Genomic DNA, 23,118 nt, shown 5'->3' on the forward strand with positions numbered 1-23,118 from the left:
CTGCGGGTAGGCGGGTCAGCGGTTACCTAAGACTTCGCCAATATAGAGAGCAACAGCGGCGACGTTCGCGATGGTTCCCGGATAGTCCATCCGTGTGGGACCCAACACACCCATACCGCCGAAGACCTTGCCTGCGCTGCCGTACGCCGTGCTGATCACCGAGGTGCCGACCATCTCCTCGGCCTCGGTCTCGTGCCCGATCCGCACCGTCACCTTGCCCGCCTCCTGTTGTTTGGCCAGCAGGCGCAGCACCACCACCTGTTCCTCGAGTGCTTCGAGCACCGGGCGCAGTGAGCCGCCGAAATCGGCGGTATTACGGGTCAAGTTCGCGGTTCCGCCGAGCAGCAGCCGTTCTTCGGTGTGCTCGACGAGCGTCTCGACCAACACGGTCGCCGATCTGCCGACCGCGTCGGCCAGACCACCCTGGCCGTTGAGGTGCGAGGCGAGATCGGACACCGCGATCGACGCGGCGGTCAGCGGCTTGCCTTCCAGCGCCCCGCCGAGCAGGTCACGCAGCTGACCCAACTGGCCGTCGTCGATCGCGTCGCCGAGTTCGACGATGCGCTGGTCGACGCGCCCGGAGTCGGTGATGACGACCAGCAGGAGCCGGGCCGGGGTCAGTGCCACCACTTCCAGACGCCGCACGCTCGACGTCGACAACGTCGGGTACTGGACGACCGCCACCTGCCGGGTCAGCTGCGCGAGCAACCGCACCGCGCGACGCAGCACATCGTCGAGGTCGACGCCGGTTTCCAGGAAAGACAGGATGGCGCGCCGCTCCGCTGCCGACATGGGTTTGACGTCGTCGAGGCGATCGACGAACTCGCGGTAGCCCTTTTCCGTGGGCACCCGCCCGGAACTGGTGTGCGGCTGGGTGATGTAACCCTCGGCTTCCAGCACCGCCATGTCGTTGCGCACCGTGGCGCTCGACACGCCGAGATTGTGACGTTCGACCAGCGCTTTGGATCCGATCGGCTCCTGGGTGGCGACGAAGTCGGCAACGATCGCCCGGAGAACCTCGAAACGACGCTCGTCAGCGCTGCCCATTGTTCACCACCTGAATAAGACTCGTCCTGGTCGCGTTCATTTTACGGTGATCGCGGGGTGTGCCGGCGACCGAGCGAACCGACACGACACGGTCAGCCTGGGCAGGTTACCCTCACGTGCTAGACGAAAACAGTGCGGGGGCACGGGCAGCGAAGGCGCGTCGATGATCTTCAAAGGGGTTCGCGATGGCAGGCCCTACCCTGACCACGGACTGTCGCACCGTCAGTGGGCGCAGATCCCGCCCCGGCAGATCCGGCTCGACGAACTGGTCATGACGACCACCGTGCTGGCGCTGGACCGGCTGCTCTCCGAGGACTCGACCTTCTACGGCGATCTGTTCCCCCACGCGGTGAAGTGGCGCGGCAACGTCTACCTGGAGGATGGTCTGCATCGGGCGGTGCGGGCCGCCTTGCGTAACCGCACGGTGCTGCACGCGCGCGTCTTCGATATGGACATGGCGGTCCCGCAGGGCACCTAGCGCCGGGACTTCAGCGCAGGGCCGTCCGGCAACGGGGACCGTCCCGATGCGGGAGCGACGAGCAATAGCACCCACCGCAAGCCGTATGGCGAAGTCGGTGGTGCCGCAGCGCATTTGCCGCACGGCCGAACTTTCCGAAACGGCCCCCCAGCAGCGCAAACTAGGTTAGCCTTACCTATTGTCACGGTCGCTTTCCTCAGCTAACATCCAGAAATCTCTAAGGAGATACATAGGATTTACACAGCTACGAGGGAGAATTCGTGAACCCAGATCTTCGCGTCCCACCGGTGGGATGCGCGTACGCGCCCAGACGGGCACCGGCGGGCGCTCATCGCAGCAAAGCTCTGATCGCCGGTGTGGCGGTGGCCGGCGCCGGCGTCCTGGCACTGACCCCGGCACTGGAGACGGCCGCGGCGCCCACCCGTCCCGACGCCCGGGCCGCGTCCCTCGAGCTCTCGGCATTCGAGAACCCGCTGGCGCTGTGGGGAACCACCATCTCGAACACGCTCACCACCGCGGGTGGACTGGGACACAACATCGTGGCGCAGACGACGGTGCTCGCCGAGACGCTGGGCAACCCGGCGCTGCAGGCCGAGATCCTGGAGACGCTGTTCTCGTCACTGACCAATCCGTTGGCGATATTGGGCGAGACGGTGAAGTTCCCGTTCACCTACGGCGGGCGTATCGGCGCAGGCCTGCAGGCGGCGTCCGAGGCATCCTGGGAAGCGCTCTCGAAGCTGCCCGAGGTGCTGGTGACGGCGGCCGGTTACCTGTTCCAGGGTCAGTTCCTGGCGGCCTGGGGTCAGCTCAACAACTGGTTCCTGGTCGACATCCTGTCCGAGAACCGCGCCGGGCTGCTCGACACGCTGCGGATTCCGGGCGATTTCCTGGAGTCGATCGGCCTGGATCCGTTGGCCCGCATCCTCGGCACGTCCTGGATGGACGAGGGCACCGCCGGACCGGGATACGGCGCCGGGCTGCTGTCCCGCGGCGTGATCGGCAACCTGGGTCGAGCCCTGTTCGCGCCTCCCATCACCGCGATCTTCCAGACCGTCGAGATCCTGGACCGGGCTCGGGCCGCGCTGTTCTCCGGCGACATCGTCACCCTGGCCAGCGAGCTGATCAACGCCCCGGCCAAGATCGCCAACGCCTTCTTCAACGGCTACGTGCCGGCGTTCCTCACCGATCCCGACAGCCCGTTCCCGCCGGACGGCCCGGGACGGAACTTCCCCGGGCTGTTCTCCCCCACCGGCACGCTGGACTTCTTTTTCGTGCAGCTGCCCCGGGAAATCGCCCGGGCGCTGAACATGCAGCGGCCGCAGCCGGTACCCGAAGGCGCCGCCGACACGGTCGCCCCGCTGACCGAGGTGACATCGACCGACCTCGCGTTCGGCGGCGACACGGTTTCGCTGACGATCGACACCGTCGCTCAGGAGTCCGAAGCGCCCGCCGGGGACGAGGTCGCCGACCCCGCCGGCGTCCCGGCCGACACCACGGTCGTCGACACCGAAGACGGGTCGGAGGACGACGCCACCGCCGCCCTCGACGACGGGGATGACGCCGACTCCGGGGTCGACGAGACCGAGGGGACCGACGAGAGCGACGAGACCGACGTGACTGACGAGGCCGACGCGACTGACGAGGCCGATGCGAGCGACGAGGCCGACGCTGCCGGAGGCGATGACGACAGCTCCGACTCGGACTCCAGCTCGGACTCGGACTCCGGCTCGGACTCGGGCTCGGGCTCGGACAGCTCTGACTGAGCGGCACTGAAGTGAGAGGTCTCCACCCGGGACCAACCTCGGGGGTAGCCGACTTCGGCTACCCCCGAGGGCTTTCGGCGTCCATCCGGGATCGGAGGCTGAGCGGACGCAGATCGGTCCAGGTCTCCTCGACATATGCCAGGCAGTCGGCACGGGTACTCTCCCCGAAGACGACATGCCAACCCGTAGGCACGTCGGCGAAGACGGGCCAGAGACTGTATTGCCCTTCGTCGTTGATCAGCACGTAAAAGGTGCCGTTGTCGTCATCGAACGGGTTGATGTTCATCGGATCTCCTCACCGAATGGGGTTGTGACCCCGAATCTGGTTGGGGCACAGCCGGGTACCGCGCACCCAGCACACGGTCGGACAGCAGTCCGAGGCAACTCAGGTTCGGGAAACCCGGACCCTGCGTGAGACCGGACAATCCGGGCAGGAACAACTTCGGCGCCAGTGCAGCGACCGACAGATCGTGCCCGATCGATTCCTGGAGCGAATCGCCGCTGAGCGGGGCCCGCAGCGCCAGCTCGATCAGATCGCGCGCGTCGTCGCTGAACAACGGCTCGAACCACATCGAGTCGGCCCCCGAGCCGTCGATGACCAGGTCGAAGCCGTGTACCGTCTCCAGCGCCTCACCGGCCCGATTCGCACTCAGCGTCAACCGGATTCGGTCGTCCCTGGCGACGGCGTGCGCGACGCGACCGCGTAGATGACGAATGCGGTCGTCGGCGAGCAGCGCATCCTGCACCCGCGCGGAGAACACCCCGCGGTCGGTGCGTCCGAGGGCATCACGGCGTTCGGCCATGGTCAGACTCGCCCAGTCCGTCGGATCCGAGAACAGGGTGTTCTCGAAGAAACCCTCGCCCCGGGTGAACAGCGTCACCTGCGGCGAGATGACGGTGATCGTCGAAACACGATGCCGGAACAGCTCGTTGAGCATCGACGCGGCGGTCTCACCCCCACCGATGACGGCGACCCGCTCGGCGACGATCAGATCCTGCCGGGCAGCCCGCTCCCAGAACTGCGCGATCGACAGCACCCGCGGGTCGTGCGGCAGAATCGAGCGCTGCGCCTGACCCGGACCGGTGATCATCACCCCGTCGGCAGGCACCCGCTGCCCGTCGGTGACCAGTTCCCACCGCCGGCCGTCGGTCGAAATCTGCCGGACCTCACCGGAGATCACCGTCATCGCGATGTTGTCGGCAACCCATCGCAGGTAACGGCTCCAGCCCGCGTGTGTCGGCGCGGGCCGACCCCGGTCGATCCATTCTGCGAACTGCGCACTCGCGATCAGGTAGGACTGCCAACTGTGACGCATCATCCGCTCGTCCAGTTCGGCGTTGCGGCGCGGCACCAGCGACGACCGGTACGGGAAGCCGACGTCCTTTTCCGGGCTGGTGCCCAACCGGTGCTGGCCGTCGGTCCAGCCACCGACGGCCTGCCAGTTGGCGCCGACGGCGCTGCGTTCGATGGCCACCACATCGGGCACCTCGACACCCATGCCGCGCAACTCGGCGGCCTTGGCCGCCACCGCGACCGCCTTGGGCCCGGCACCGACGACGGCCAAGGTTGCCGTCGACCGCGCGGTCACGGCACGTCCCCGGGCCCGGCAGCGGCGAGCACGCTGATCGCCTGCTGCCAGAGCGCGCCGAGCCGGTCCACCTCGTCGGCGCTGGACAGGGCTCGGCTCCACCGCCAACTGGTCCGCAGCTGCGGGCCTTCGGCGCCGGCCGCCACCACGGCGATGACGTCGAAGGTGAAACGCAGCGGCAGGTCGGGTTCGGCCGCCGCGGGCAGCCGGGCATTCAGGGTCTCGTCGGTGATCAGGGTCCAGGCCGTCGACGTCTGATCGGCGCTGAGGTCGTAGCGTCCGACATAGTTGAACTCGACCTGCGGCTCCGGCAGCGCGGCCAGACCGGCGTCCCGGCGCACATAGCGCAGCAATCCGTAGTCGAGCCCTCGGGCGGGCACGTCGGCCAGCTGCCGGACCACGTCCCGCAACAACGTCCGTCCGGCCGCGGGATCACGACGGACCGAGTCCACGTCGACGGCCACTGCACCGGCACCCAGTCGTACCGGGAACACCGAGGTGAACCATCCGACGGTGGCCGAGGTGTCGACACCGTCGAACAGCCCGTCCTCACGTCCGTGCCCCTCGAGGGCCACCAGCGCACCGTGATGCGCCGGCTGCCCGCGCGCGACCCGCCACGACGCCAACGTCAGAGTCAGTGCGGCGAGCAGGAAATCGCGCATCTCGATCCCGGCTCCGTCCACCGCGGCAAGGATCGCGCGGGTCGTGGCGGCCTCGGTGACCACGTCGGTCACCTGCATCTCGGCCCAGGTGTCGCGGCGCGGGTCGGGTAACCGGCGGCCCAGCACCGGATCCGGTGCGGCGAGTTGCCGCACCCAGTACTCACGCTGACGGCCCACCTGTTCGGATCGGCTGCGCTCGTGCAACCGCCGGGTCCAGTCCCGGTACGTGGTGTACTCGGCGGCCCCGTCCGGGGCATGCCCGGCGGACAGCGCAGCATCGAGTGCGGCCAGCGCACCCAGGATGACGTACCACGACACCACGTCGGTGGCCAGGTGATGCACACACAGCAGCAGTACCGGCGGACCCTGTCGGAACCACACAGCCTGCACCATCGATCCCGACGTGGGATCGATACGCTCCAGTGCGGCAGCGACTTCCGTTCCGAGGGAGTCGGCCGCGGCGCTATCGGCGACCGCCAGCACGTCGCCGGCCGACACCGTGCCGGGCGGGCGGGTGCGAAGGCGGCCGCCCTCGTCGAGGGTCGCGCGCAGCATGTCGTGGCGGTCGAGCAATGCCTGCAGGATCAGCTCCAGCCGCCCCCCGGTGATGTCGGGCGGGAGGGCGACCAGGACATTGTGGGTGAATCGGCGGAAGTTCCCGCACTCGTACATCCACGTCATGATCGGGGCCGGCGCGACGTCACCGAAGCGAGCGTCGGCTACCGGCGCCGGTGCGGGGTCGGGGCCGGCAGAGTCGATCGCGGCGGCGAGCTCACCGATGGTGTCGCATTCCAGCATCAGGCGGGCCCGCATCTCGATCCCGCGCCGACGCGCCGCCTGCACCAGCGTGAGCGCCACGATGCTGTCGAGCCCCATATGGTGGAAGTCGGTGGCCGTGTCCACCCGTTCACCGTCGAGCACCTCGGAAAACAGTTCGACGAGGACAGCTTCAGTCGGCGTCTGCGGCTCGACCGACGGCCCCTCGGCGGGCGCAACGCCGGCCAGCGCGGCTTCGTCGACCTTGCCGTGCGATGTCAGCGGGAGCTCGCCGACGATCACGACACGCTGCGGAATCATGTAGCGCGGCAACCGTTTCGCCAGCAACGCCCGCAACTCGGGCACAGCCGGCGGGCTCGCCCCGGCCGCCACGTAGGCGGTCAACCGCACAGCTCCGTCGCCGCGGCCGACGACGACGTGGGCGTCCGAAACCGCCGGATGGGCGCAGAGAACCGCCGCGATCTCCCCTGGCTCGACGCGGTATCCGCGGATCTTGACCTGATCGTCGGCGCGGCCGAGGAACTGCAGGCCACCGTCGGCGGCGCGGCGCACCACGTCGCCGGTGCGGTACATCCTCGAGCCGGCCGAGAACGGGTCTGCGACGAAACGGCGTGCCGTCTCGGCGCTACGCCCGAGGTAACCGCGCGTCAACTGGCCACCGGACAGGTACAACTCTCCCGCGACCCCGTCGGGCACCTGCCGTAGCCACGAATCCAGCACGTAGGCCCGCATCGTCTGCGTCGGCCGCCCGATCGAGGGCCGCGGATACCGGTCGATCGCCGCGACCACCGCCTCCACCGTGGTCTCTGTGGGTCCGTAGCAGTTGTACGCCGCCATGCCGGTGCGCGCACACCGGTCACCGATCGCCTGCCACAGCGCGGGGCTGATCGCTTCCCCTCCCAGGGCCAGCACCGGGAGGGCAACCGTGCTCAGCAGACCCACGTCGTACAGCTGGGCGAACATCGACGGTGTGGTGTCGAGCAGGTCGATGCCGAACCGTCCGATGGTGTGCACCAACGCCTCGGCGTCGCGCTGGGTCTGGTCACCGACCAGATGCACCGCGTGGCCGTCGAGCAGCGCCACCAGCGGCTGCCAGGCAGCGTCGAAGGTGAACGACCAGGCGTGGCCGACCCGCAACGGTCTGCCGAGCCTCTCGGCCGCCGGTCGCAGGATATGCGCGGCGTGGTCCTCGGCGTACGCCAGCACGGCGCCGTGGGTTCCCACCACACCCTTGGGCCTGCCGGTGGTGCCGGAGGTGAACACGATGTAGGCCGCCCGCCCGCCGGATACCTCGGCGGGCCGGTATCCCGGGGGAGGTTGGACACCTGCCGCCGCTGCGGCGAAGGTCTCGTCGACGACCACAGTGGCACCGCACTGTCGGAGAATGTCGCTGACACGGTCGGCGGGCATGGCCGGATCCAACGGAACGATCGTGCCCCCCGCCTTGAGCACGCCGAGCATCGCCACGACGTAGTCGGGGCCACGCGGCAGCAGCACCGCGACCGGGGTCTCGGGCCCGACCGCGGCCGCTGCCAGCGCCGCGGCCATCCGATCGGCGGCCTCGTCGAGCTCACGATAGGTCAGCGTCCCGCCGCCATCCCAGCTCAGCGCGAGCGAACCCAACCGACCGGCGGCTGTGTCGGCGAACCGGTGATGAATACCCTTGCTGCTCACCACGTCCGACGCCGGGGGGGTGGACGGATCTTCCCCGGGCAGCAGCACACCCACAGCCCGCAGGGGTGCGTCCCAGCATTCGATCAGACGCTGCGCGGTGTGCAGCACCCGGTCGCCGATGTCGGCAGGCCGCAGGACACCGAGCGCGCCGTCGATCACCTCGACGAACAGGGTGAGTTCGTCGTCGGCCAGGTGCGCTGCCAGGGTCACCGGAAAATGCGACAGGCTCTCCAGCGCAGACGGCACGAAAGTAGCCCCAGCTGCCTCGAACTCGGTGCGCCCGACCAGTCCGCCCGGCGGGAAGTTCTCATAGACCAGCAGGGTGTCGAACATCTCGCCGACACCTCCCAGCGCCCGCAGCTCGGAGTGGCTGAGGTATCCGTGGTCGCGCAGTGCCGCCGCTTCGCGTTGCAGTGCAAGGCATTGCGCCCCGGCCGAGGAAACCGGATCCAGACGAACCCGCAGTGGAACGGTGTTGATGAACAGCCCGACCATCCGCTCGACACCGGCCAACTCGCTTGGGCGACCGGAGACTGTCACGCCGAACACCACATCGGTCCGGTCGGTGATCACCGACAGCACGGTCGCCCAGGCCAGCTGGATCAGGGTGTTGATGGTGACGCCACGACTTCTGGCCGCCTCGGCAAGTCGCCGCGTGGCGACGGCGTCGAGTCTGACCTCGGTCAGCCGCGGTCTGCCCGGCGCCGGGGCCGACGATGTCAACGCAGGAGTCAGCAGTGTCGGTCCGTCGATACCGGCGAGGTGACGGCTCCACAGTGCGCGGCTGACGTCTTCGTCACGCCCGGCCAGCCAACCGATGTAGTCGCGGTAGGGGCGCGGCGCCCCGGGCAGCGCGGCCGGATCACCGCCGCCACGGTAGAGGGTCAGCAGCTCGCCCATCAGCAGCGGCAGTGACCACCCGTCGATCAGGATGTGGTGGGCGGTGACGACGAACCGTCGGCGCCGCGGTCCCTCGATGAGCAGGAAACGGATCACCGGACCGCGGTCGAGCGTGAACCGCCCTGTCCGTTCCGAGGATTCCAGCGTCTCGACCTCGCCGTCGTCGGCGACGGTGACGTGCCGCCACGGCACCTCGACGCGGCTCGGGATGACCTGGACGGCCCTACTGAGATCGCCCTTGACGAAGCTGGCCCGCAGGTTCGCGTGCCGCTCGAGCAGGTGGGCCGCACAGTCTCGCAGCAGTGCGACGTCGAGGCTTCCCACGACGTCGACCGCCATCGAGATGACGTACGGGTCGCCGCTGCCGTCGGACAGCGTGGCCATCGAGAACAGCCCCTGCTGCAGCGGGCTCAGTGCCAGCACGTCCTCGACCGCGGCTGCCTGCACACCGGGTTGGGTCTGTGTCATCGCCCACGGCCCCATGATTCGGTGAGCGCGGCCAATTCGTCCTCGGAAAGCCCGGACACCGTCATCGGTGCGTGGCCGGTGTCCTGCGGCTCGGCCGCCGGTGCGGCGCCGCTGTCGAGCGCCGCGGCCAGCTCGGCGACCTGTGGGTGTTCGAAGACCATGCGCGCGGTCAGCGCCATCCCGGCGTCGCGCGCCCGCGCCGCGAGCTGGACCGCCAGCACACTGTCACCGCCGAGGCCGAAGAAATCGTCGTGCCGACCGACCACGTCGGCACCGAGCAGCTCGCTCAACAGTGCCGCAAGTCCGCGCTCGGTGGCGGTCTGCGGGTCCTCGAACTCAGCCGGGGCGACCGGCGGCGCCGCTTCGATCGCGTGGCTGCCGCGGGTGGATCCACCGGCGACGATCTCCAGGCGGCCGTCATCGTCCCATCTGGCCTTGTCACCGGTGCGGTAGAACTGCGCTCCCCCGAACGGACCGCCGGTGAGGTAGAGGTCGCCGAATACTCCGACCGGAACGGGCAACAGGTCGCCGTCGAGCACCCGCACCGTGGCCCCGTTGCTCCAGTCGTTCGAAATGCGTTGCCGCTCTTGCACTGAGAGAATGTCGACATCGCGAACTCGGCTGTCCGGGTGTTCGGCGAACGCCTGCACCACCCGCGTCAACCATCGTCCCAGTCGCTCGATCGTGCGACGCGCGTACAACTCGGGACGGTAGATCAGGTAGCCGCGATAACCCTCGCCGTCGGGCCCGGCCAGAAAGTTCAGCGACAGATCGGCCTGGGCGATGTCGAAGGTCGGCTCCAGCGCCGTGAACTCGGTGTCACTGTCGATCATCTGACGTTGCGGCAGCTGTTCCCGGACGTGGACCACCACCTGGAACAGCGGATTGCGCGCCAGTGTCCGCGGCGGGTTCACCACCTCCACCACTTGTTCGAACGGCACATCCTGATTGGAGTACGCCGCCAGCGCCATCTCGCGGGCCCTGACCAGAACCTCCCGCAGCGAGGGGTTGCCACTGAGATCGTTGCGCAGCACCACGAAGTTGACGAAGAAGCCGACCAGCTGCTCCAGCTCGGCTTCGGAACGACCGGCCACCGGCGTCCCGAGCGGAACGTCTTGTCCTGCACCGGCTTTGCACAGGGTAACGGCCACCGCGGCCTGCAGCAGCATGAACTCGGTGATGCCGAGATCACGGCACAGCGCGGCGATCTTGTCCCTGGTTGCACCGTCGATGCCGAACTCGACCGCGTCGCCTCTGCCGCTGGGCAGGCGGGGTCGGGAGAAGTCCAGCGGTAGACCGGCTTCGACCGGGGCGTCGGCGAGCTGGCGAACCCAATAGTCGCGCTGGGGAGCGGCGATACCGGCGTCGTCACCGAGGAGCTGGGCCTGCCAGGCGCCGTAGTCGGTGTACTGCACCGGCAGTGGCGCCCAGGTGGGGCGCTCCCCGCTCTTGCGAGCCCGGTAGGCCGTCACCAGATCGGCGAACAGCACACTGCCCGACCAGTGATCGCCGGCGATGTGGTGCATCACCACCGACAACACGTGCTCTGGAGTGCGATCGGCTGCCGCACCGCCGGCGCCGACGGTCAGGACGGCGGCGCGGATCGGCCAGTCCTGTTCCAGGTCGAAGGTGTGCTTGCGTTCGCGGTCGAGCTCGGCTTGCAACCAGTCTTCGCCGTCACCGCGCGCCCGGCGGACGCCGACGTCGGCGACCGGGTTGACGATCTGATAGGGCACCCCGTCGATCTCGCGGTAGGTGGTGCGCAGAATCGCGTGTCGCTCGACGACATCGCGGATCGCCATGACGAACGCGTCGACATCGCAGGGACCGGTCAGACGCGCCGCGAACGGGATGTTGTTGATCGGGCTGCGACCCTCGATGCGGTACCCGAACCAGGACCGCAGCTGCGACGACGACAGCGGTGCAGGGCCGTCCACCGGCACCGCGACCAGCCGGGGCCGGCGGCTGAGCTCGCCGGCGCCGTCGGTAAGCATGTCGAGATGAGCGGCCAGCCCGGCGACGGTGGCATTGTCGAAGACGTCGCGTACCCCGATGTCCACGCCGAACTGTGCGCGCAGTTCGGCAACCAGTTTTGTCGCCAGTAGCGAGTGACCGCCCAGGTCGAAGAAGGAGTCGTCGGCACCGACCTGCTGCTGACCCAGCAGTTCGGCGTAGATGCCGGCGAGGCGCTGCTCGGTGCCTGCCGCCGGGGCCCGGAACTCGATGGTTCCCGAGATCTCCGGATCAGGCAGTGCGGCACGGTCGATCTTGCCGTGCGCGGTGATCGGTATCTGGTCGACGACCACGTAGGCGGCCGGTGTCATGTACTCGGGTAGCGCCGCGGCCACCCGGGACCGGATCCGGTCCACATCGACACCGGCACCGTCGGCCGCGGTGAGATAGCCGACCAGGCTCTTGCCGAGATTGGGCAGGTCGCTGACGACGACCACCGCCTGTCCGACGCTCGGGTCGACGGTGATCGCGGCGGCCACATCACCGAGTTCGATGCGGAAGCCGCGGATCTTGACCTGTTCGTCGGCCCGGCCGACGAACTCGATGTCGCCGTCGGCGTTGCGGCGAGCCAGATCCCCGGACCGGTACATGCGGGCACCTGGGCTGAACGGATCCGCGACGAACCGCTCGGCGGTCAGCGCCGGACGGCGGTGGTAACCGCGTGCGACATGCGTTCCGGCGATGTAGATCTCACCGATGGAGCCGACCGGGACCGGTTGCAGTGCGTCGTCGAGGATATAGACCGCGGTGTTGATCTTGGGCTTGCCGATCGGCACGATCCGGGTGCCCTGTCTACCCTCGACCTTGAACCGGGTCGCGTTGATGACCGTCTCGGTCGGCCCGTAGAAGTTGTGCAGCAGCGCGTCGAAGGTGGCGTGGAACTTGTCGGCCACTTCACCGGGCAGCGCTTCGCCGCCGATCGGTACCCGCTGTAGCGTCCGCCACTGGTTCACCCCGGGCAGCGACAGGAACAGCCCGAGCAGCGACGGTACGAAGTGCATCGCGGTGATGCCTTCGTCGCGCAGCAGCGAGGTGAGGTAGCCGATGTCGTTCAGCCCGCCGGGGCGATGTATCACCAGCCGAGCACCGCAGGCCAAGGTGCCGAACACCTCGGCGATGGACACGTCGAAGCTGGGCGAGGCGACCTGCAGCAGTCGATCGTTCTCGTCGACCCGGTAGTCGTCGGCGAACCACACGAAGTACTCGGCGACCGGGCGATGCGATACCGGAACGCCTTTGGGCAGACCCGTGGAACCCGAGGTGTAGATCAGGTACGCGGTGTTGTCGGGACTCAGCGGACGCACTCGGTCGCTGTCGACGGGATTGTCGGCACGCACACCCGGATGCGGGTCGTCGATATCGGCGATCGGTTGGCGGACAATCGCTTTCGCGTCACAGTCACCAAGGATGAAGTCGAGCCGGTCCCTCGGGTAGGTGGGATCCACCGGTACGTAGACCGCACCGGCCTTCAGCACTCCCAGCGCGGTCACCACCAATTCCGGCGACTTGTCGAGCAGCACCGCAACCCGGTCCTCGGCGCCCACACCCTGGTCGATCAGCCGGTACGCCACGCGATTGGCCGCCTCGTTGATCTCCCGGTAGCTGTAGTGGCGGCCTTCGTAGACCACTGCGGTGCCGTCCGGGCTGCGTCGGGCCTGCGCCTCGATCAGGTCGGTGATGGTTGCGGGCGCGGTCTCGAAGCGCGGGCCCGCCGACACCGCGCGCAGCCACTCGGTGTCCTGTTCACCCATCAGCTGCAGCGTGCTCAATGTGGCGTCGGGGGTGTCGAGGGCACTGCGGATCAGCACCGTGTAGTGGTCGAGGAGCTGTCCGGCCAGGGCCGGTTCGATGATCTGCACCAGATGCTCAAGCTCGACCATGATCTCGTCGGGGTCGAACTCGACCATGACGCCGAGCGGGAGGTGCGTCAGATGCGATCGCAGATCGGCTCTTTCACATGTGACGCCTGCGGGGGTGAAGCCGAATCGGTCGCGACCGCGGAAGCCGAAACTGGTCCGGGTCAGCCGCTCGGCACCGTGCCGACGGTCCGGGTTCAGCTCCCGGACCATGCGGTCGAGGCCGACCCGCTGGTGGGCGAACGCGCCGAGGGCGGTGTCGCGGGTCTGGATCAACAACTCGCGGAACGTCATCGCCGACCGCGGCCGCAGCCGCATCGCCACGGTGTTACCGAAGTAGCCGATCACATTTTCGGTGTCACCGGCGCGGTTGAGCACCGGGGTGGCGACCAGGAAGTCGTCGACGTGGCTGTAGCGGTGTATCAGCACGCCGAACACCGCGAGCAGCACGGCGTACGGCGTCGCACCGACCTCGTCGGCCAACGCGGTGATCCGCGCCGCGACCTCGGCGTCGAGGCGGACGGTGGTGCGCTGGGAGCGCCAGCTCGTCGGCACGACCGTGCCCGTCGGCCCGGGCAGCTCCAGCGGCTCGGGTGGATCGGCCATCACCGCACGCCAGTACGCGACATCTTCGTCGTCGCCGGTCACCACGGGGGCGGCCGCACTGGGCGCCGGCCCCAGCGACTCACCGAGGTAGGCCTTGGTGAGGTCGGTGAAGAACACCTCCCAGGACCCGTCGTCCCAGGCGATGTGGTGCGCGACCAGCAACAGCACCAACTCGGTTGCTCCGGTGCGGATCACGGTGATCCGCACCGGCGATTCGGCACCGAGGTCGAACGGTTTGGCGAACTCCCGTTGCGCGAGCACCTCCAGCCGTAGCCGGCGGGCACGTTCGGACAGCTCGGACAGGTCGTGCTGGGACCACCCGGGCATCAGGTCGGAGTGGACGGAGGGCACCGGAAGGCCGGCGTCGTCGTCGCCGGCGCGGTACGTCGTGCGCAGCGCCGGATGCCGCCGCGCCACCCGGTCGACGGCGTCGTGCAGCCGTGTGACATCGACGTCGCCGCTGATGCGGTAGGACAGGCACACATTGAGCAGCGCGCCGCTGGGGTCGGCGGCGTGGACGAACCACATCCGCAGCTGCCCCTCGGTCAGCACGGCACGGTCCTGCATGGCACCGTCCTGAATGGCACCGTCCTGAATGGCACCGTCCTGCATGGCACCGTCCTGAATGGCTTCGGGGGCATCGGTTCGCGCGGCGAGTCCTCGCTCCTGCATCCGGCGGCGCAGCAACTCCAGCCGATGCTCGTCGAGGCGGGCGCCGGTGTCGGTCTCAGTCACTCGAAGAGTCCACTTTCTCTGATAGACCGGCGATCAGGTCGGTGCCGGTGATGCCGCCGAGCAGCGTCGCCATCGGAACGGTCTGTCCGGTCACGCGTTTGAGCCGCTTGCGCAGATCGAGTGCGAGCAGCGAATCGACGCCGAGATCGAACAGTGAGGCGTCGAGGTCCAACGACGCGGTGTCGACACCGAGCACCGCGGCGAGCTGGGTGCGCACCGCTTCCGGGGCTGCCAGCGGTTGCCTGCCAGCCTCGGTCTCTGGTGCGCTGCGCGCGGTGCCGGCGCCGAAGAACCGGCGCAACCGCTCGGGGTCGCCCGCCAGTACCAGCGGATCCCGCCGGCGCTCACCGAGGCTGGTCTGCACCGCAAGCTCGGGTTGCATCGGCCTGAGGCCGCTGCGTTCGACCCGTGTGATCTCCGCGGCGTCGACGATGCCGCTGCCCTGCCACAGTCCGAACCGGATGGCCGTGCAGTGGCGTCCCTCGGCCCGCAGCCGGGCGGCCATCACGTCGAGCATCCGGTTGGCGGCCGCGTATCCGCCCACTCCTTTGCCGCCCCACACCCCGGTCACCGACGAGCACAGCAGGATCCGGGCGTCGGCACGCATCGGCCAGGCGCGGGTCAACGCCTCCAGACCCACGACCTTGGCCCCTGCCATGTCGGCCAGTGCGGAACCGGTGATCTGGGCGCGGTTGGCGAACGTCGCCGTCCCGGCGGCGTGGATGATCAGCGATGCCGGCTCCCCGGCGTAGCGGGCGGCGGTGTCGGCGAGCTGCGCGGCGTCGCGCAGATCGCATGCGGGCGCGTCGATGCGGGTGCCGATGCGCTCCAACAGTTCCGGTGCCACACCGCGGCGGCTCAGCAGCAGGATCCGCCGGGCACCGTGATCGGCGAGGAACCTGGCGTAGCTCAACCCGATGGCACCCGAACCGCCGGCGATCACGACGTTGGCCAGGGCATCGGAGTCCAGTTGCGACGGCGACACCAGCGAAACTTCGTCGTTGGACACTTCTTCGTCGAGGACCCGCTGGTAGCCCACACCGTTTCCGCGAATCGCCACTTCACCTGCGCCGCCGATCATCAGTTCGACCGCGGCAGGTGCGCTTGCGGTGCCCACCGGCAGATCCAGATGATGAAAACTCTGGTCGGGGTGTTCGAAGCCGATGCTGCGGTGCATCGCTGCCAACCCGGCCTGGGCCAGATCCGCGACAGGATCGTCGTCGGTCACACTCTCGGCTCCGGTGGTGACCAGCCAGACGTCACGGCACCGGGGGCCGAACACCTCGGGATATCCGAGCACACCCGCATCGACGGCAGCGGACAACCTTTCGACGCTCCCGGCGGCATCCCGCCCGTGCAACCCAGGAGCGACCGCGATGACGAGGTCGGCCTCGCGCGGATCTGCCGGCGCCGTATCGGGTCGACCGGCCACGGCGGCACGCAGGGCCGCGACCAGCGGTGCGGCGGTGCCCGCCGAGACGGTCGCCGCGTTGTGCACGTTCCCGCCCATCGGCACCACGGCGACCTGCCGGGGCGGACCACCCGAGGGTGGGTGCGGGGAGCACGGCCGCCACGACTCGGTGGCCACGGTCAGGCCGGTCGCCGCAGGCAGGGGTTCGGGTACCGCCCACAGGTGCTCGGCACGCATGGGGGCCGGAGGAAAGCCGTGGAGCGGGGGCGGATCCGTGCTGAGCAGGTCTCTCCACCGGTAGGCGGGCTCGGCCGCCGCGAGGGCGGAGATGTTCGCCGACAGCCGGTCCCGGACCGGTTGGTCACGGTGGCCCGAGCCGACGACCACCACGGGTGCGACACCGGAACCTTCAGCGGCGTCCTCGATGGCGAACAGCAGTGCCGGGTGCGCCGACATCTCGGCATACATCCCTGCACCGAGGCCGATCGCGGTCTGTACAGCGCGGTCGAATCGGATCGTGTTGCGCAGGTTGGCATACCAGTACTCGCCGAAGTCGGTTCCGGGCTCGACGGGCCGCCCGGTCGCGGACCCGACGAACTGGATCGGCGACTCGGCGAACACCGACCTGGGCAACCGGCGGTTGAGGTGCTCACGCTGGGTTTCCATCGCGGTGGTGTGCGCCGGGAAGCTCATCGCCAGTTCGCGCGCGAATCGGCCACGGGCCCGGGCCGCCGCGACGATCGCGGCCACCGCGCGCCGCTCCCCCGAAACTGCCACCGATGCTTGTGAATTCACTGCCGAGAGTTCCAGCCAGCCGGCGCACCCGGCGATCAGATCGGCCGCCTCGCCGGGGTCGACGCCCAGCACCGCGACCCCGTTCTCGCCCGGGATCGCCGCGATCGCCGCTGCCCGCGCCGCCAGCACCGAGACGGCATCGTCGAGTGTGACGGTCTCGGCGACGTAAGCCGCCGCAACCTCACCGAGGCTGTGCCCCAGTGTCAGATCGGGCAGGATGCCACACGATCGCCACACCGCGGCCAGTGCCACCGAATGGACGAACTGGGCTGCGTGCAGTTCCTCATGTGACACCGGCCCGGCGCCGCACGCGGTCAGGAACGGTAGCGGCGTCGGCAGACCGGCGCCGACGATCGCCGCGGTGAGCCGGTCGGCCTCGGCACGGTAGACCGGTAGCTCGCGGTAGGTTTGGGCGCCCATCCCGGCCCACTGACTGCCCTGCCCCGGAAACACGAACGCGGTCCGCGCGCCCCCATGGCCCCCCGACCGCGCCACCAGCGGGTGCTCGCTGCCGTCGGCGACAGCCTGCAGGCCGGCCACGAGTTCGTCACGGTTGCCGGCACGCACGATGGCGCGGTGGCGCCGCATCCGCCGCGTCCGTACCAGCTGCCCGGCGACCTGCTCGGCATCGCACGGGTTCCGGTGCAGGTAGTCCAGGATCGCGCGAGCGGCGCCGGGGACCAGTTGTTCGTCGTGGGCGCTCAGCGGGACCGCGACCCTCCCGTCGGGTAGCCGGCCGGCCGGCATCAGGCCGCCCTGCCTTCCCCCGGCACCGCGACCACGACATGGGTGTTGGTGCCGCTCATCCCGAACGCCGACACCGCGCCGACCCGCGTGCCATCGAGGGCCGGCCATCGGGACAGTTTGGAAGCCAATCGTAGACCGGTTCTCTCCCAGTCGATTTCGCGGCTCGGCTCGTCGACGTGCAGGGTGGCCGGGATGGCGGCGTGCTCGGCGGCGAGCAGCACCTTGGCCAACCCGAGCGCACCGGCGGCCGCCTGGGTGTGCCCGACATTGGATTTGACCGATCCGAGCAGCGGGCCCTGACCGGGCGCGCCCGCGCCATAGGTCGCGGCCAACGAGTGCAGCTCGGTGCGATCCCCCAACCGTGTCCCGGTGCCGTGGCCCTCCAGCATCCCGACACCGGTGGGCTCCACCCCCGCGACGGTGAGCGCGCGCTCGAACAACCGCGACTGGGCCTGCCTGCTGGGCGCGGTGAGCCCGACGGATCTACCGTCGGAGTTCACGCAGCTTGCCAACACCTCGCCCAGGATCCGGCGACGGTCCCGTAGCGCGCCCGACTTCTTTTGCAGGACGAACATGCCCGCGCCTTCGGCCCACACAGTCCCGCTGGCGTGCGCGCTGTAGGGCCGGCAGTGCCCGTCATCGGAGAGCGCGTGCTGTGTGGAGAACTCCACGAAATATCCGGGCGACCCCATGACGCACACCCCGCCGGCCAGCGCGAGGTCACAATCGCCGGACCGCAGCGCCTGTACGGCCAGGTGAAACGCCGACAGTGCAGACGAACACGACGTGTCCACCGTCATGGCCGGACCCACCACCCCCAGGGTGTAGGCGATGCGGCCGGAGATCACGCCCAGCGACGTCCCGGTGATCAGATGTCCGCTGTGGTGCGAGAACTCGTCCATCGCGGGCCCATACCGCATATCCGAGGCGCCGACATAACAACCCACTTCGTGGCCGGCGAGGTCGTCGGGGTTGATCAGCGCGCTTTCCAGCGCACGCCATGAAACCCGCAACGCGACGCGTTGCTGCGGATCCATCGCGACGGCCTCGCGGCGCGAGATGCCGAAGAACTCCGGATCGAAACAACCTGCGGTGCTCAGGAATCCACCCAGATTGTGGATCGGTGCGAAACCCTCGCGCCGCGATCCGGCCAGCAACGTATGCAGCGACCAGCCCCGATCGTCCGGGAACGGGGACAGCGCCTCGCGCTGCTCGGCGAGCAGGTTCCAGAAGTCGTCGACACTGTCCACACCGCCCGGCGCCTCGACCGCCATCCCGACGATGACCACGGGGTCATCGGTCATGTGCAGCTCACCAGCTCGGCGACCTCGTCGAGATGATCATCGAGATAGAAGTGGCCACCCGGCATCATCGTGAAAGTGAACACGGAGTCGGTGTGCCGCTGCCACTGCCGCAACAGGTCTTGCTCGGCCCGGTGGTCGGCATCGCCGCCGATGACGTGGATGTCGGCCGCGATGCGGACGTCGCGGCCACAGGTGTACCGGTGAAACGCCCGGTAGTCGGCACGGACCGCGGGCAGCAGCAGTTCGAGGAAATCCTCGTCGGCGAGCAGCCGGGCGTCGGTGCCGCCGAGGTCGACGATGTCGGCCAGCAGTTCGCGGTCTGTGACAGGCTCGGGACGCGAACCTTCCACCGTCGAGGGCGCCTGGCTGGCCGACGCCCACAATTCGCGGACGGTGACGCCGCGCTGTGCGGCCAACCGGGTGAACTCGAAGCCCACCAACGCTCCCATACAGTGCCCGAACAACCGGAGCGGACCGAGCCGGTTCCAGTCGGCGGCGGCCAGGAGGTCGGCGGCAAGTTCGGTGATGCTCTCGGCCGCCGGATGGGCCAACCGCTCTCCGCGCTGCGGGTACTGCACCAGGAAGGTGTCGACCCCTCTGGCGCACAATGCCGACGCGAAACCTCGGTAGGCCGCGGCGGCGCCGCCGGCATGCGGGAACACGATCGTCGAGGTCCCCGGCTCCCCGGGGAACCTCTTGATCCATGGCACGAGATCGAGCTGGAACCGTTCCCCGATCATCGCCCGGTGTCCAGCGCGGAAAGCACCTCGGCACCGTCCATATCGGCGACCTCCAGGTAGAGCTCGGCCACCTCGGTCAGCCGGTTGCCGTCGGATTCGTAGCCGATCAACCGTTGCGCGAGCGCCGCTGCGCTGCGCGCGGCGAAGATATCGGCGACTGCGACCGACGGGGAGTCGAGCCAGGTTCGGACGCGTGCCACCACCTGGGTGGCCAGCACGGAATCGCCCCCGGAGGCGAAGAAGTCGTCGTCGGCGCCGACGGAGGCGCGTCCCAGAACCGTACCGATGATCGCGCACAGCGCCGATTCCAGCGCAGTCGCAGGTGCCCGGAATCCGGAGCCGCCGCGGACATCCGCCTCGCCGAGCTGTCGCGCCACCGCGGCGCGGTCGATCTTGCCGCCGAGGGTGTAGGGGATCTGGTCGGCGGAGACGAGGATCTGCGGGATCATGTGCGGCGGCACGAGTTCGGCCATCGCCTCGGTGATCTTGTGCGGGTCGGGAACCGGGTGGCCGGCGTCGCCGCTGATGAGCGCGGCGAGCACCTCGCGGCCGCCGTCGGCCGGCACCATCGCCGCCACCGCGGAGTCGACGCCCGCAACGCGACGCAACGCCGACTCGACCTCGCCGAGTTCGACCCGGTACCCACTGATCTTGATCCGGTGGTCGGCCCGGCCGACGAACTCGATGATGCCACCGGGCCGGTAGCGCACCAGATCGCCGGTGCGATACCAGGTGCGGCCCTGATGATGCACGAACCGCTGCGCGGTCAGATCCGGGCGTGCACAGTAGCCGCGGGCCACACCGCGTCCCCCGACCCACAACTCGCCGGGCACCCAGTCCGGACAGTCCAAGCCGTCCGGGCCGACGACCCGGCACACGTTGTTGGGCAACGGAACACCGAGCGGGATCGAGGTCCACTCTGCGGGGATGTCCCCGATGACCTCGCAGATCGTGTGGTGTGTCGCGGTCTCGGTGGCGCCACCGAGACCGGCGAACCGCAGGTGCGGAGCCCGTGCGCGCAGCGTCCGGACCAGTTCCGGGCGGACCCAGTCGCCACCGGTGGGCACCACGCGCACCGACGACAGGTCGCCGTCGACCTCGGAGAGCATCTCCAACCAACCGGGCATGAAGTGCAGCACCGTGACGCCGTGCTCGGCGATGAGGCGTGCCCACACGTCGGGGTCGCGGCGTTCGTGCTCGTCGACGACGACGATCGACCCCCCCGAGCCCAGCGTGCCGAAGATGTCGAGGACGGACAGGTCGCATTCCAGCGACGACAGGGCCAGGCACCGGTCGTCCGAGTCGATGCCGAAGTGACCGTTGATGAACTCGATGGTGTTCATCGAGGCGTCGTGGGTCATCTCGACGCCTTTGGGCTCGCCGGTCGAGCCTGACGTGAACAGGATGTACGCCCGGTCGGTCGGGTCGACGACCGCCCGTCGAAAGCCGCTCTCCCGACGACCCACCCGTAACGCCTCCGCGACGGTCAGGCCGGGCAGAGTGGTCGGCGGATCGTCACCGCACACCAGGGCCATCCGCACCCGCGCGTTGGCCAGCATGCGCGATGCCCGGTCGGTGGGATGGTCCACGCCCACCGGAACGTAGACCGCCCCGACGGTGGAGATGGCAAGCAGGGCGACGATCTGTTCGAAATTCTTCGGTCCCATCACCGCGACGACGTCGCCGGGCCGGATGCCGGCGACGCGCAGCGCCGCAGCAACGGCAAGCACCTGCTCCCGCAGCTGCCCGTAACTGAGGTTTCCCGCCCGGCTCCACACCGCCGGCGCATCGGGGCGGGCCTCGGCGTTGCGGAAGAACCCGTCGTGCAGTACCTCTCCGCTCGCAGCGGCCGTCACGAGAACAGCATCGCGCGCGGACTGCTGTTCGGGCGTGACCGCCGCGACATCGACAGCGTCCCAGGAAGATTCGTCGGTGGCGAGGCGTTGCAGTTCGGCAAGGTGGTGAGCGAACATCGCGTCGGCGACGCCGGGCCGGAACGCGTCCTCGCGAGTGTCCCAGTTGATCATCAGCCCCTCGGCCACCGGGGTGGCCTGCGCATCGAGGAGGACCTGCGGTCCCTGCGAGATCGTCCACACCGGGCTGCCGAAGTGCTCGGTCACCTTGCCCGCGAACAGATCCCCGAGACCGAGTGCACTCGTATAGACAATCGGGGCCAGCACCGGAGTGCCATGGTGACGGGTCAGGTCGCGCAGCACCGACAGGCCCGAGTAGCTGGAATGCCGGGCGGACGCGTGCAGGGTCTGCTGCAGCACCCGGCAGCGGGCGGCCGGAGTATCGGCTGCGGTGAGGTCCACGTCGAGCAGCAGCGACGAAGTGAAATCGCCGACGAGTTTGTCGACGTCGGGGTGAAACTGCTCGCGACCGAACATCGGCAGGTTGAGCAGGAAACGCCGGTTGGTCGCCCATCGGGCCAGGGTGCCCGCGTAGGACCCCGCCACCGCCATCGCCGGGGTGATCCCGCGCCGGTGCGCCGCCGCGAACAGCGCGTCGCGCGTGGCGACATCAAATATGTGCCAACGGCGTCTGGTCCGTTTCGGATCCGCCTGCTCGGACCTCGGCACCAGCGGAAGGGCTGGCCCTTCGGGCAGTTCGGGGATGCGTTCGACCCACCACCTGCGGTCCTCTTCGGATGCCGCGGTCGTCGATGTGAGTGCCGCACGGTATTCGCGGTAGGTGTAGTTCAGTTCGGGAAGCGTTGCGCCGCTGTAGAACTCGGCGAGATCAGCCATGAAGTTGCGGTAGCTCACGGCGTCGGCGGCCTGCATGTCCATGTCGACGTGCAGCCGGGTCCGGCCGCCGGCCAGTAGCGACAGCGAGAACTGCAGCACCTCGTCGTGCATCATCTGATGGGATTTCTGCTGCCTGATCTCTTCCAGCCGTCGTTCGGCGGCCGGGGTGTCCAGGTCACGAAGGTCGTACACCGTGACCGGCAGACCGCGATCACCGATGCGCTGGGTTCCGTCGGGCAGGATCTCCACGCGCAGCATCGGATGCCGCAGCGCCAGTTTGGCCGCGGCATCCCGCAGTCGCTCGGGATCCACGCCCGCCCCGTCGAACTCGACGTAGAGGTGTGCCGCGACACCGCCGAGCTGCTGATCGTCGTTGCGGCCCACCCACATCGCATGCTGAATCGGCGCCAGCGCGAAGGTGTCCGTGTCGACGGGCTTCGCAGCCTCCGGCGTCACGTCCCGTCCGGCGATCGCCGTCGTGGCCCGACCCGCGACCAACTCGGTCCACGCAGCCACCGTGGGGTTGGCTGCCAGCGCGGCGAAACCGACATCGATGCCCTGTCTGCGCCAGCGGCCCGACAGTGACATCATGCGAATCGAATCGAGACCGGACGCGATCAGGTCGGCCTCGGGGTCAAGCCCGGCCGGGTCGACGCCCAGCAGTTCGGCGACCTCGTCACGGACCGATTGCGCCGTCGTCGTCGCCGAACCCACCGAACCTCCTCGACCCACCTCAGAATTAAGTGCAGGCTGCCCTAACTTCGTGGAGGCTACCCTATATTCGGGTCACCGAAAACTCCTAC

At 68.9% G+C, this 23,118-nt stretch carries 11 protein-coding genes; 2 read left to right on the forward strand and 9 right to left on the reverse strand.

From position 1 onward, the window contains the following. Nucleotides 1-15: 15 nt before the first annotated feature. The gene (hrcA, locus tag ACNUDN_RS18020; RefSeq protein ID WP_419123168.1) at nucleotides 16-1,047 is read right to left on the reverse strand and encodes a heat-inducible transcriptional repressor HrcA; all 1,032 of its coding nucleotides are present in this window, start codon (nucleotides 1,045-1,047) and stop codon (nucleotides 16-18) included. 163 nt (nucleotides 1,048-1,210) lie between these two features. On the opposite strand from hrcA, the gene ACNUDN_RS18025 reads away from it, so the two are divergent. After that, on the forward strand, nucleotides 1,211-1,525 hold the full coding sequence (locus ACNUDN_RS18025; protein WP_419123169.1) for a type II toxin-antitoxin system VapB family antitoxin: 315 nt from the start codon (nucleotides 1,211-1,213) through the stop codon (nucleotides 1,523-1,525). A 260-nt stretch (nucleotides 1,526-1,785) separates the two neighbouring features. Then, complete coding sequence (locus ACNUDN_RS18030) at nucleotides 1,786-3,288, forward strand: hypothetical protein (RefSeq protein ID WP_419123170.1); 1,503 nt, start codon at nucleotides 1,786-1,788, stop codon at nucleotides 3,286-3,288. A 58-nt stretch (nucleotides 3,289-3,346) separates the two neighbouring features. On the opposite strand, the gene ACNUDN_RS18035 is transcribed toward ACNUDN_RS18030, so the two are convergent. Genes ACNUDN_RS18035 through ACNUDN_RS18070 form a run of 8 tightly spaced genes read right to left on the reverse strand, consistent with a single transcriptional unit; the run spans nucleotide 3,347 to nucleotide 23,029 of the window. Next, nucleotides 3,347-3,574, reverse strand: a complete 228-nt coding sequence (locus ACNUDN_RS18035; protein ID WP_419123171.1) for an MbtH family protein — start codon at nucleotides 3,572-3,574, stop codon at nucleotides 3,347-3,349. Then, nucleotides 3,552-4,877, reverse strand: coding sequence for an NADPH-dependent L-lysine N(6)-monooxygenase MbtG (gene mbtG, locus ACNUDN_RS18040; protein WP_419123172.1), 1,326 nt, complete (start codon nucleotides 4,875-4,877; stop codon nucleotides 3,552-3,554). Before mbtG ends, ACNUDN_RS18035 begins: the two co-directional genes overlap by 23 nt. Next, on the reverse strand, nucleotides 4,874-9,358 hold the full coding sequence (locus ACNUDN_RS18045) for a non-ribosomal peptide synthetase (protein WP_419123173.1): 4,485 nt from the start codon (nucleotides 9,356-9,358) through the stop codon (nucleotides 4,874-4,876). The genes mbtG and ACNUDN_RS18045 overlap by 4 nt, the downstream gene beginning before the upstream one ends. Continuing rightward, on the reverse strand, nucleotides 9,355-14,568 hold the full coding sequence (locus ACNUDN_RS18050; RefSeq protein ID WP_419123174.1) for a non-ribosomal peptide synthetase: 5,214 nt from the start codon (nucleotides 14,566-14,568) through the stop codon (nucleotides 9,355-9,357). Before ACNUDN_RS18050 ends, ACNUDN_RS18045 begins: the two co-directional genes overlap by 4 nt. Then, nucleotides 14,561-17,521, reverse strand: a complete 2,961-nt coding sequence (mbtD, locus tag ACNUDN_RS18055; protein WP_419123175.1) for a mycobactin polyketide synthase MbtD — start codon at nucleotides 17,519-17,521, stop codon at nucleotides 14,561-14,563. The genes ACNUDN_RS18050 and mbtD overlap by 8 nt, the downstream gene beginning before the upstream one ends. Further along, nucleotides 17,521-18,825, reverse strand: coding sequence for a beta-ketoacyl [acyl carrier protein] synthase domain-containing protein (locus ACNUDN_RS18060; RefSeq protein WP_419123176.1), 1,305 nt, complete (start codon nucleotides 18,823-18,825; stop codon nucleotides 17,521-17,523). Before ACNUDN_RS18060 ends, mbtD begins: the two co-directional genes overlap by 1 nt. Beyond that, nucleotides 18,822-19,565, reverse strand: a complete 744-nt coding sequence (locus ACNUDN_RS18065; protein ID WP_419123177.1) for a thioesterase II family protein — start codon at nucleotides 19,563-19,565, stop codon at nucleotides 18,822-18,824. Before ACNUDN_RS18065 ends, ACNUDN_RS18060 begins: the two co-directional genes overlap by 4 nt. Next, a complete protein-coding gene (locus tag ACNUDN_RS18070) occupies nucleotides 19,562-23,029 on the reverse strand; it encodes a non-ribosomal peptide synthetase (protein ID WP_419123178.1) in 3,468 nt (1,155 codons plus the stop codon). The genes ACNUDN_RS18065 and ACNUDN_RS18070 overlap by 4 nt, the downstream gene beginning before the upstream one ends. Between the last annotated feature and the right edge of the window lie 89 nt (nucleotides 23,030-23,118).

The organism is Mycobacterium sp. smrl_JER01 (assembly GCF_048513595.2).
Lineage (GTDB): Bacteria > Actinomycetota > Actinomycetes > Mycobacteriales > Mycobacteriaceae > Mycobacterium.

What these genes read in the sequence shown, in the direction of transcription:
- ACNUDN_RS18060 (WP_419123176.1), bottom strand. Translation starts at nt 18,825, where the DNA reads ATGACCGATGACCCCGTGGTCATCGTCGGGATGGCGGTCGAGGCGCCG.
- mbtD (WP_419123175.1), bottom strand. Translation starts at nt 17,521, where the DNA reads ATGCCGGCCGGCCGGCTACCCGACGGGAGGGTCGCGGTCCCGCTGAGC.
- ACNUDN_RS18065 (WP_419123177.1), bottom strand. Translation starts at nt 19,565, where the DNA reads ATGATCGGGGAACGGTTCCAGCTCGATCTCGTGCCATGGATCAAGAGG.
- hrcA (WP_419123168.1), bottom strand. Translation starts at nt 1,047, where the DNA reads ATGGGCAGCGCTGACGAGCGTCGTTTCGAGGTTCTCCGGGCGATCGTT.
- ACNUDN_RS18035 (WP_419123171.1), bottom strand. Translation starts at nt 3,574, where the DNA reads ATGAACATCAACCCGTTCGATGACGACAACGGCACCTTTTACGTGCTG.
- ACNUDN_RS18025 (WP_419123169.1), top strand. Translation starts at nt 1,211, where the DNA reads ATGATCTTCAAAGGGGTTCGCGATGGCAGGCCCTACCCTGACCACGGA.
- ACNUDN_RS18045 (WP_419123173.1), bottom strand. Translation starts at nt 9,358, where the DNA reads ATGACACAGACCCAACCCGGTGTGCAGGCAGCCGCGGTCGAGGACGTG.